This is a genomic window from Okeania sp. SIO2F4 (genome assembly GCF_010672385.1).
In the GTDB taxonomy this organism is placed as follows: domain Bacteria; phylum Cyanobacteriota; class Cyanobacteriia; order Cyanobacteriales; family Microcoleaceae; genus Trichodesmium.
The window spans coordinates 1-10,893 of sequence record NZ_JAAHGT010000262.1 but is presented as its reverse complement, the minus strand read 5'-3'; the positions used below and the strand labels follow the sequence as shown (position 1 = coordinate 10,893).

Here is a 10,893-nt window from a genome sequence, read left to right as displayed (position 1 = left end):
GGGCGAATGGCCATTCGCCCCTACGACTACTAACTACTAGATTGATAGTGAGGTTGTTTAACCGGATTTGATATTATTTGTGATTTTTCGAGATATTTATTAGACATAGGCGTGAAAATTAAAAATCAAATCAATTCTCATCCATAAATTATCTATTCTTTCTTCCTGTTCCCTGTTCCCAGTTAAGTGTTCCCTGTTCCCTCTTTTCTGTTCCCTGTTCCCTCTTTTCTGGAGATATTTATTGATGAAACAACATAGTAATTAAAGGTAAAAAATTCAACAATATCCAACTCCAAAACCAGTAATTATTTTGCTGCATAGAAAAATCTGGTTCTGCTAATAGGGAATCAATTCTTTCTGTTAAACGGTTAGGGGGAGTAGTACAACTAAATGCTGCATAAAAGTTATTTGGTTCAGTGAAGCGATCGCTCACCATTAACAACAAAGTCTCCGCCAACAATAACCCATCCACTTGTTTTTTTGCCCACTGGTCGGCACGAATTTCTCGCAGAGTCAAAAGTTCATGCCACAAAACTTTAGTATTTGGTAAAAAAGGAACTATTTTTCCCAACCAACCTAACCAGAAAAACCAAAAAGTATCTCGATAATAATAGTGACCTTGTTCGTGATTTAAAACTGCATAAAGTTGCTCGGAATTTAATCTTTCTACAAGTCCTTTACTAACAACTAACTTAGAATTCCAAAAGCCTATTTGAGCACTAAATAAAATTGGATTATCAAGTAAAAACACTGATTTACCTTTAATATTTATTTGAGGATAATCATTAACCTTTTGCACAGACCGCCAACCTTGATAGCCTAAAACTAAACCCAAAATAGCCGTCCATCCGCAAAAACCCCAGGCCAATACATAACTAACCCATCCAGTTGAGAATCCCAGCATTTCTCCTTCAGGCCCCATACAAATCACTGCAATGGCCGTTGCAATGAGAAGTAGGGGCGGAGAAATAAATAATAGTAAACAGCGCTGCCAACGGACTAACCAATGAGGAGAAATAAAAAAATCCACACATCTCAGACCATAAGCTAAACCTAGAGCCAAAAATATAATAATTAAGTGCATTATTTTTCCTCCTCCCTAGCTTTGCGTATAGCTTTTAGCTTCTGGGCAATCGCTTCTATTTGTTCTATACTAGCAGAATCCAAACTATCGGCAAAAGCGGCCACTACATCAGGATTTCCTACTTCCAGAAATTGATTTAATTGTTTGTGTGCTCTCAATATTTTGTCTTCTCGCCGAGAAATCAAAGGTCGCCAGACAAAGGCACGCTCACTTTCATCACAGACTAACCAACCTTTTTGAGTGAGGCGACGTAGAACAGTTGTTACTGAAGTATAAGCTAACTCTCGGTCGGGGTCAGCCAGAATAAGTTCATGTACCTGTTTGACTGTGGCACAACCTAAATCCCAAACAATATTCAAAATTTCTGTTTCCAGAGGGCCAAGGGACATTTGTTGTGGACGGTAATTTGGTAGAGGACTCATAATTTTTGATTTTTCGATTTTTGCTCGGCCTAGTTCAAAATTCCCTGTTCTTCTAGTAAATTATTTAAGTATGACAGTCTGTCTTATTACTGTATAATTATTTCTAGATACAGAATAATCAAAAAAAACAGGAGTTAAAGATGCGTTTTATCTCTTCACTTTCCAAGTCTATAGCAATACTAGCTTCCGTAGTTATGCTAGTTATAGGTAGCCTAGTATTCTCTAATCCAGCACAAGCAGCGAACTATGAAGTAACAATGGGTGCTGGTGGGCTACAATTTAGTCCCAAACAAGTGACTGTTAAACCTGGTGATACAGTTACATTTAAAAATGGTATGCTTGCCCCTCATAATGTAATGTTCAATCCTGGTAATTCCCCAGATGGATCTTTAGCCAAATCACTTTCCCACGACAAGTTAGCATATAAAGCTGGAGAAAGCTTTGATGTAAATATTCCAGCAGATGCTAAGTCTGGTGATTATGAGTTCTTCTGTACTCCTCACCGTGGTGCAGGTATGGTTGGCCATCTAATTGTAAAATAATAGCAGAACTGAGATATTAGAATTTTAAAAAGGTTAAGTTGAGATTGGTTCATTGCTATTAAGTAGGTAGGTGGGAAAATTTACAAGTACGTCATTGCGAGCGGAACGGAGTGTAGAGAAGCAATCTCAAGGCTTTCAGTAACTTTATATTTCGTTGCACAGTTAGATTTATTCGTGCCTGCTTACTTAGCAATGACAAAAATATCTCTATCTGAGCCTAATCACAAATAGTTATTTGCAAAAAAACTGTAGGGACGTTCCATGGCACGTCCTTAGAATATCTTCAGAAAAGACAGATATAATTTTTGGAGATATTTCATAGTTAAGGGAAATTGTCAAACCCTTAACTAAATTAAGGTTGAAATTGATGACTATTAAATATTCCTCTCTCTAAAAGTTAAGTATTTTAGGGGGAGGATAATTATTTTTATCATTAATAAGTAACTTTAAAATATTAGTACAAATAAAGAATGTAGCATTAAAAACTTTTTGATAATGATTAATTGAATTTTTATGTTTGACAAGCTGTCGTTTGACGTAATGCCTGACTTAATTCAGAATAGGGAACGCAGATTTAACAATAATCTGTATTTGTGTTGAGAGAGGAGAACAAATGAAAAAATTACTATCAATTGTGCTATTGGCCATAGCGTTTGTTGTTGTTGCGGTACAACCTCCAGCTTTAGCTGCCGATGTAGCTCATGGAAAGCAAGTATTCGTAGGTAACTGTGCAGCTTGCCATATTGGAGGTAAGAATAGCATTAACCCAACAAAGACTCTAAGTAAAGCAGATTTAGAAAAATATGGTATGTATAGTGCAGAGAAAATTGCCTATCAGGTAACAAATGGTAAGAATGCGATGCCAAATTTCAAAAGGCTTGGAGAAACTTCCATTGAAGATGTTACAGCTTATGTTCTAGCTCAAGCTGAAGCAGGCTGGTAATAATTAATATCAAATTAGGATAAAGATAGGAGAGAAAAGTTTCCAACTTTACAAATGAAACCTTTCTCATCTTGATAATATATTCCTTGATAGTTGGGGTGAAAATTAGAGCTAGAGAAAATATGAAATCTAAGCTCTATATATTCGCCCCAATATTAGTATTTGAAGTAAATATATACGGTGACAAATGAATAGCTTTTATCGATTTCTATTCAGCATTGGTATAGTTGTTACAGTCTTATTTTTGTCATTCTCTCCACCGATGAAAATTGCAACTGCTAACTCAGACATCGGAAGTGCTAAAAAATTCTTCACAGTAGGTATAGCTAATACTGAAAATAAAAACTATGAGCAAGCAGTTGGAAATTTTACCAAAGCAATAGAACTTAATTCTAACTTTGCAAGTGCTTATAGTAATAGATGTTTAGTTTATCTTCAATGGGGAAAATATGAGCAAGCGATCGCTGACTGCACCGAAGCAATAAAAATTAATCCAGAAAATATAGAAGCAAATCTCAACCTAGGTTTAGCTTACTACGAAATCGGTAATTACCAACAAGCAATTGTAGAATATACTCAAGTGCTTAACCAAAACCATAATGATTTTCGTGCTTTATATAACCGAGGATTAGCTAATTTTGAACTCAATAATTATCAGGAAGCAATAGCAGACTATAACCTAATTTTAGCAAATACTCAGCAAGATGCTAATTTTAATCAAGCAGATATTTATAATGAAAGGGGTCTTGCATATTTAATGTCAAAAAATATGCACAAAGCAAAGGCAGATTTTAGTTATGCTATTTATATGGATGCTGGTAACTCTAGAGCTTATTATAACCGAGGTTGTGTTTGTAGCAAGATGGGAAATATTAAAGCAGCAATAGCAGACTTTAGTAAAACTCTAAAACTTAATCCCCATGAAGCTCAAGCATATTTAAACCGAGGGTTATTGCGCCAAGAGTCCGGACTTTATCAAACAGCAATTCAAGATTTGCAAGCTGCTGCAAAGTGTTTTTGCGATCGAGGTAATATGTCCGCTTATCATCATACTCAAGCATTGATTAATGGATTACAAAAATGGCTGTTATCATCTAATCAAACTGCCATTGGTTAAAAAGCTAAAGTCTTTGTTTGTAGTTGCGCTTTAGCGCCCCAAAACATCTATCAGTATCAAAAAGCATAGAAACCGGGTCTGTATTAGGAAGTCAAAAATCAAAAGTCAAAAGTAATATCTGACTGAGTTTTTGGTATCTGTCAATAATTTGCAATTTCGTAGGGGGTTTAGTCTCCAAACCCATCCTTTAACCCACATTCTGCAATAAAAAATGATATCATGTCCGCTGGTATCGTTTGTGTAAAAGTTGGGGAAATATTTACCTTATGTCAGGTTTTTCCTTTGCTTCTTCCTTCTTCCTTCTTCCTTACCTTCTCTATACAATACCAGAACCAGAGGACTTTGCCGGGTATTGCGGACAGGCACAAGAAACCTGTTCTGCTATTTACTATACTCTGGATGCTTGCATCAATCCAACTTTGAAGACTATTCTCAAAGTCGCAGAATATTTAGTAGCCGGAATCGAACTATTTCACGATTGGAATGTAGATATGAATTCTCCAGAATATATAGAAACAATTGCCAAACATCCATTTGCCGTAAGAGAAATGGCTAAACAAAATGAAGATTTACAAAGGTTAAAAGATGCCAAAACTTTAGAACCAAAACTTCTTGAATGGCTTCGTACCACTTCTCATAATAATGGTAAAAGTCTAATAGACCTGTCTTAAAAACCAGACAGACGCCCCATGAAAAACACACATTCCCCTTCAAAAAACGAGATTCCCGCACTCCCAGAAAAACAAATCCAATGGTTTCGTCGCCAACTTCAAACATGGTCTATTGCCAACTTCCGCGACTTCCCCTGGCGACGTACTACTGACCCCTACGCCATTTTCATCGCCGAACTTCTCTTGCAAAAAACCGATGCGACTACTGCTGAAAAAATTTACGAAACCTTTCTCGCTCAATACTTTTCTCCAGAAGCGATCGCTACCACAAACATCGAAGAAATAGCCCAACAGCTAGCTCCCCTGGGCTTGCACTTTCGAGCCAAAAGACTTCACCAGGCAGCTCAAATTATCCTCGAAAAGTATGGAGGAAAAATCCCCGCCACCGAAACCGAACTGTTAGAACTACCGGGAGTAGGCAAATATACAGCACGTTCAATCTGCACCAACGCCTTCAAACAACCCTTAGCAGTCCTGGATACTAATATTGCCAGAATAATTGAGCGCTTCTTCGGCATCAAAGGAAACCGGGTAAAATCTCGCTGCAAGGTACTTTGGGGAATCGCAGAAATTATCGCCCCCAAGACAAACGTCGATATCTGGAATCTAACCTTAATAGACTTCGGATCTGCCAGTTGCACCGCCTCTCGTCCTCGCTGTCAAAACTGCCCGTTGGAAGAGCAATGCAGCTATTCCAAAATAAACTATTCTGACTCCTAACTCCTGTACCTCAGTAATCCGACAGTTCCCCCTACTATATATGAAAATTGCTATAAATAAAAAAGTTGAGTAATATAATTATTACCCAACCCAAAAGGAGATGAACTGATATGCAAACAAAACAATTTTTTACAGATGCAATACAATGATGCTGTTTTAGTTTCAACAGCGATCGCTACAAAAATTAGCAACAAGATTTCCAATTCTGAGATTTAGAGAAATCTTTGATAGTAAAATTTTTTCTTACCGTTGCTTGTTTGGTGCTACAAAACTTTCGCCATCTAAGCAGTTACTAATACAGGACTTTCTTCACCAATAAAGATGGGGCGTAGTGTTTCCAACCACTGTGTAATTCTCTCTTCAGTTAGATCGCTTTGATTAACTTCATCAAGTGGTAATCCTACAAATTTACCATCACGCACGGCGGTAGAATGCTCAAAAGTGTAACCTTCAGTAGGAAACTCTCCTACTATAGTTGCACCAAGCTTCTCGAATTGGTCGCACATGAGTTGCAATGCGCCAGCAAAGTGCTTTCCATGACCAACTTGATCTGCTGCACCAAACAAAGCAATAGTCTTTCCAGTAAAATCAGGCTTTTCGATATCCATGTCAAAAAGTGGTTCGCGCCAAGCATTCTGCACTTCCCCAGCTCCCCAGGTCGAACAACCCAATAATAAATAATCGTATTCAAGAAGTTGACTAAATTCGTCGTAATCTTCTTCCATATCTATGATATCACAAAGTTCTTCGCCTAATTTTTCGTGGATTGTTTCAGCGATTTCTGCTGTTACGCCAGATGTGCTACCGTAAAAGATGCCAATTTTTGCCATTATCGACACTCCTGATTAGTGTTACGTCTAAATGAAAGTTGATTGAATCTACTGGGGAAAGCAAATCGCACTAGACCCACCAAGATGTTTGAGGGTATCTCGTTGATTTTTACAAGTTATATCAAATCCGGTAGTATTGGTACAATTCAATATTGTAAGGGTTTAGTGACCAAACCCCTTTTTGCCTCTTTATAGAATCTCCCAACTCTAAAGTAAGTGGATTTGATATTAATTGCAGAATTGTCTAACGTACTCAATGCTATCACATCTTGAGTTAGCCTACTTCAGGTGCGAGACTTAAGATTTCTCTATGGGTTAGTCTAGCTTGAAGCTAAATAAGAAGTAATTTCAATAAGTTGTCGATTGTATCCCCAAGCCAAATCAAATAACAAAGGTCAATAGAGACAAGTGCTTCAGATGACCTTGGAATAGATATGGCTTTTTGTATCAACCCTATCTATATTTTGAATATATCGGGTAAATTAATTGAAATCTGTATCAATTGTACTTGATAATTCTTTTAGTTTAGTTTATACTTTTGAAGTAAATACACTACATATTTTTGAGTCCTAAAGATTATATAGTATTTTTATTTAAACTATTACTAATTAATAAGACTTCTCAATAAATTTAGTTTGGATTGAAAAAGTATTCGTGTGGGTGCGATCGCTCCAGAATTTTTTTGCTAAATCATCTTTGAATTATTGATTAAACAAACTCAATTTGATTTGATATTACTTAATATAATTTCATATGTTGTCGCAATAAAAAATCAGTTTGATTAGGTAAATACTACTATTGCTGATGATAATTTCAAAAGTTAGAATCGTACTGTACCAAAAAATGTAAAGAAACCCGGTTTATAGGAGAAATTCTTGGTTTTAACAGTATAAATCTAGGAAAAAACAGGGTTTCTAGGTTCGCGTGTGGGTATTCCTAACTAGATTATCAAAAAAATTATGAGTAGAGTCCAACAAATTACTGCTATTATACAGCAGCGTCAACCTCTAGCAAACAAAATTGAAAGTGTTAAGAAAAATCTAGAATTGCTTTCTTCAGCACTTAATAAACTTGAAAATTATCGGGATGAGTTAGTTGATAAAGTAGACGATCCAAAAGTAATTGGACAACTTAAGGAAATTAATACATCTCCCATTCAACGTAATATTTCTAGCGAGTTAGATACTCTTTACAAACTCAAAACTCGTTTCTCTCGTGATACTCTCAATATCGGCGTAGTTGGACGAGCGCGACAAGGTAAAAGTAGGCTATTACAAAGTTTAACTGGACTAACAGCAGCAGAAATTCCCGATGGCAGTGGCCAGCATTGCACGGGAGTCCGCAGTACAATTCATCATAATCCAGCATTTGAAACCTCTGGTGAAGTTTGGTTTTATAACGAGCGTTCGTTTTTAGATGAGGTGATAATGCCTTATTACGATCAGTTAAAATTAGGGGCAAAACCAATTACCCTAGAAGAATTTGCCAGCAAACCTTTACCAGAGTTACCAGCAAATCAAAATGGTGCAGAAGTTGGAGCTAAATATGAACATTTACGAGGATCTCATATCAATATTGACAAATATCGCCACTTGTTGCGGGAGTCTTCACCACGTCGAATTACTAAAGAAGAAATTCGGGAGTATGTAGCTCAAGATAATCTTGCTGGAGAACGCATCTATTACAATTACTTAGCAGTTCAAGAAGTGAAGATTGTTTGTAATTTTCCTAATTCTGAGGTTGGGCAAATAGCTTTAGTCGATCTTCCAGGGTTAGGAGATACAGGTATTGGGGATGAGGAAAGACTACTAAAAACACTGGGTCAAGATATAGACTTAGTTTTGTTTGTCCGAATGCCTAAATCTAGTGGTGACTTCCTTGGAGATGTGGATGTAATTCTTTATGATATTGCTCGTTCTGCTTTAGTTGATCTACCCTTGGAAAAATGGTCTTTCATGGTTTTCAACGCAACAGATAGCAATTCAGTGTTAGGTGATAACTCTAATTTGTGTAAACAATTAGCAGCAGACCTGGGAAATAAGCATATTAATGTTTCTGAGTCGGTTATCGCTGACTGTGCAAACCCAGATGAAGCTAATGAAAAGATTTTGGATCGAGTTCTGAGTTATTTAGCAGCAAATATTACTTCTCTTGACCGGGAGTATGCTTCCTCTTGTCAAGAGCGTTTGCAACAAATTCAAAGTACAGTAAATGCAGAGGTAGAGAAAGCTAAAAATGCTTTGGGACAGGCAAGACAACCAGCAGAAACAGCACAGTTTGAAGTCTTGTTTGAGAATATTTGGGAAGAACTTACCAGCGGTCTTGAAGGATTGTTAAGGGATTTAAGTAAAGAAGTAGATAAATACGACCGCGACTTTCAGGAGTCCGTAAATATGGCTCTCCAGGAGTGTAGAGATGATACAGGAGTTCCATCATCCCCAGAAGAGATACAGAAAAAGCGAGATCAGGAGAAATCTTATGAAAATGCCTACAATATTTATCTCAATGAAATTCGCGCTTACTTGTCACAAAAATTCCTCTCTTTAGATGAAGGTTTAAAACGTTCTTTAAATCGGGTTAAATCTCAAGTAACAGAGGTGCTTGTTGAAAAAGGGCGTTTAGGAAACTTTGCGGAATCAAGAGCAGCAGAATTTATTGAAGCGATCGCTACCTTAATCCCAGAGCAACTTATTGGAGGGGAACCCAGTAAACTCAAATATGGCTTTAAAATTCTGGCAGAGTTTGAGCTATCTTATCGCGGGTTTGTGCAGCACCGGATTCGTAAGTGTTTGGATGGTCTGACTCCAGATAAAACTACACTTAAGCTTAAGCTCTCTAAATCTGCATCAGATGAAGAAATACAGATGCAGATAATGAATAACCTAAAAACCTTGCAAGGTGAAGCTGTTTATCAGTGCGAAAATGCCTTGGAAGATTTACTTTCTGAACCTTCTCAAGCTGGTTTTGCAATTGTTGAAGAATTTCTCGATCGCGTACTTAGGGCAAAAGGGGTAAAGATTGAATGGCGTATCTTTCTAAATCAAGAGCGCTCTGCCGTCTGGCCAGAAGAATTTGAATTACTGGGAGAACGTACTAAGTTGAGGCAAGATTGGTTAGCAGCAGTAGAGTCTGTAAATCAAGCTAATCAATTAGATTCAATGCAGTTTATTAGTTAATAAAGTAAGGAGATTAAAATGCAAGAACTGAAAATTGCGATGATGGGAGCTACTGGGGTAGGTAAAACTAGCCTTTTGACAGCTATGTATGAGCAGTTTGACAAAACTATTGGTCTGACTGACTTGCAACTTACACCCGATCAAGAAAGTAATGCTATTTTACAAGAACGTCTAGGGGAATTGAAAGGATTACTTGATGATTTTGAAGCAACAGGAGGAATATTAGCCACTACAGATCCTCAGTCTTTTATTTTTGATATAGGAAAGAAAGGAGCTAAACCTTTTTTAAGGTTAAACTTTCAAGACTTTCCAGGTAGTTGGCTCTCCTCTGATGCACCTCCAGATAGAAAACAAATTGTTGAAAACCTTCTACAAGATTCTGTAGCAATTTTGATCGCGGTTGATGCTCCAGCACTAATGGAAGCAAAAGGAAAGTGGCATGAACTTCAAAATCGGCCTAAGCAAATTAAGCATTTGTTTGCAAGTGTTTACAAAGAAATGAAATCACCACGTCTAGTAATATTTGCACCAGTCAGATGTGAAAAGTATATGAAGAACCCAACAAGTGCGACCCGTCTACTCAGAAGTATTAAAGAGGGATATGCCGATCTGCTTGCTCTTTTCCGCCACGAAACCCTAAATCCTTGGGTAACAACTGTAATTACTCCCGTTCAGACTGTAGGGACAGTTGTTTTCTCTAGAATTGAAGTAAAGGAAAATCGACCACATTTTTATTTTCGTAAAATTAGCCACGATGCTGAATATGAGCCTCAAGATAGCGATCAACCTTTGCGATATCTTTTAAGGTTTGTTTTGAAGCTACATCTGGCTCAAAAAAAATCAAAATGGTTGGGTTTAGCTGGTATTTTTCAAGAGTTTTTGGGAATGAATGAACATCTTAAATCATCAATTATTCAGTCTTCTCAAGGATGTAGAACTGATAGTGGTTTTACTGTATTACAAGGACAAAATTGGTTAGATATTGAATAGAATTAATAGGAGTTAAGTAATGAAAAGTATTTATGTTCAAAGTAGAGGAGTTTCACAAGATTACGACTACCAATGGAAAAAAATTAGTTTTGATAGTAACCAAGAAGATATATACTATCCCCCGTTGGTTGAAGAATTTCAACATTTGCTAGACCTTAATGCTCTTTCCTTACTATTAGTAAGGAGTGGCGATAAATTGCTTTTGCTAGTTAGAGATATATCAAGTCAGGGAAAGGATTATAGGGACAGAACAATCCGTAATTCTGTGGCTTGGATTGGTGAAGATCAAGATGAACAGATATTGAGAGCTTTAGCAATTCGAGGGTTACAAAGTGTTTTAGGGCAAGATACTTTATTTAAAGAGGAAATTAACAATGCAGTCGAGCCAAATGAAAAGA

10 protein-coding genes and 1 pseudogene are annotated in these 10,893 nt (G+C 37.0%); 8 read left to right on the top strand and 3 right to left on the bottom strand.

What is annotated here, in order from left to right; genetic code table 11:
* Positions 1-238: 238 nt before the first annotated feature.
* Together F6K22_RS17585 and F6K22_RS17580 are read right to left on the bottom strand one after the other, a co-directional pair.
* Positions 239-1,084 (bottom strand): M56 family metallopeptidase, encoded by an 846-nt coding sequence (locus F6K22_RS17585; RefSeq protein ID WP_293100389.1) that lies wholly within the window; start codon positions 1,082-1,084, stop codon positions 239-241.
* Positions 1,084-1,506 carry a BlaI/MecI/CopY family transcriptional regulator gene (locus F6K22_RS17580; RefSeq protein WP_293100386.1) on the bottom strand — a complete coding sequence of 141 codons (423 nt, stop codon included), beginning with the start codon at positions 1,504-1,506 and terminating at the stop codon, positions 1,084-1,086. The genes F6K22_RS17585 and F6K22_RS17580 overlap by 1 nt, the downstream gene beginning before the upstream one ends.
* Positions 1,507-1,646: 140 nt before the next feature.
* Between F6K22_RS17580 and petE the strand changes: the two genes are divergently transcribed.
* The 5 genes from petE to F6K22_RS17555 all read left to right on the top strand — a co-directional run bounded on the left by petE (position 1,647) and on the right by F6K22_RS17555 (position 5,499).
* Positions 1,647-2,048 (top strand): plastocyanin, encoded by a 402-nt coding sequence (gene petE, locus F6K22_RS17575; RefSeq protein ID WP_293100383.1) that lies wholly within the window; start codon positions 1,647-1,649, stop codon positions 2,046-2,048.
* Between the two features lie 613 nt (positions 2,049-2,661).
* On the top strand, positions 2,662-2,991 hold the full coding sequence (gene petJ / locus F6K22_RS17570) for a cytochrome c6 PetJ (RefSeq protein ID WP_293100380.1): 330 nt from the start codon (positions 2,662-2,664) through the stop codon (positions 2,989-2,991).
* A 187-nt stretch (positions 2,992-3,178) separates the two neighbouring features.
* Complete coding sequence (locus tag F6K22_RS17565; RefSeq protein ID WP_293100377.1) at positions 3,179-4,108, top strand: tetratricopeptide repeat protein; 930 nt, start codon at positions 3,179-3,181, stop codon at positions 4,106-4,108.
* A 266-nt stretch (positions 4,109-4,374) separates the two neighbouring features.
* Entirely contained in the window at positions 4,375-4,779 is a 405-nt protein-coding gene (locus tag F6K22_RS17560; RefSeq protein ID WP_293100375.1) for a DUF416 family protein, read from the top strand.
* Between the two features lie 18 nt (positions 4,780-4,797).
* Positions 4,798-5,499, top strand: coding sequence for an HhH-GPD family protein (locus F6K22_RS17555; RefSeq protein ID WP_293100372.1), 702 nt, complete (start codon positions 4,798-4,800; stop codon positions 5,497-5,499).
* A gap of 281 nt (positions 5,500-5,780) precedes the next feature.
* Here the strand turns inward: F6K22_RS17555 and F6K22_RS17550 are convergent, their stop codons facing one another.
* Complete coding sequence (locus F6K22_RS17550; RefSeq protein WP_293100370.1) at positions 5,781-6,329, bottom strand: flavodoxin; 549 nt, start codon at positions 6,327-6,329, stop codon at positions 5,781-5,783.
* Between the two features lie 959 nt (positions 6,330-7,288).
* Here F6K22_RS17550 and F6K22_RS17545 point away from each other — a divergent pair.
* The 3 genes and pseudogenes from F6K22_RS17545 to F6K22_RS17535 all read left to right on the top strand — a co-directional run.
* Positions 7,289-9,505, top strand: a complete 2,217-nt coding sequence (locus F6K22_RS17545; protein ID WP_293100368.1) for a hypothetical protein — start codon at positions 7,289-7,291, stop codon at positions 9,503-9,505.
* Positions 9,506-9,523: 18 nt separating this feature from the next.
* Positions 9,524-10,495 carry a hypothetical protein gene (locus tag F6K22_RS17540; RefSeq protein WP_293100366.1) on the top strand — a complete coding sequence of 324 codons (972 nt, stop codon included), beginning with the start codon at positions 9,524-9,526 and terminating at the stop codon, positions 10,493-10,495.
* A gap of 19 nt (positions 10,496-10,514) precedes the next feature.
* A pseudogene (locus F6K22_RS17535) lies at positions 10,515-10,893 on the top strand (hypothetical protein); the annotation flags it as partial.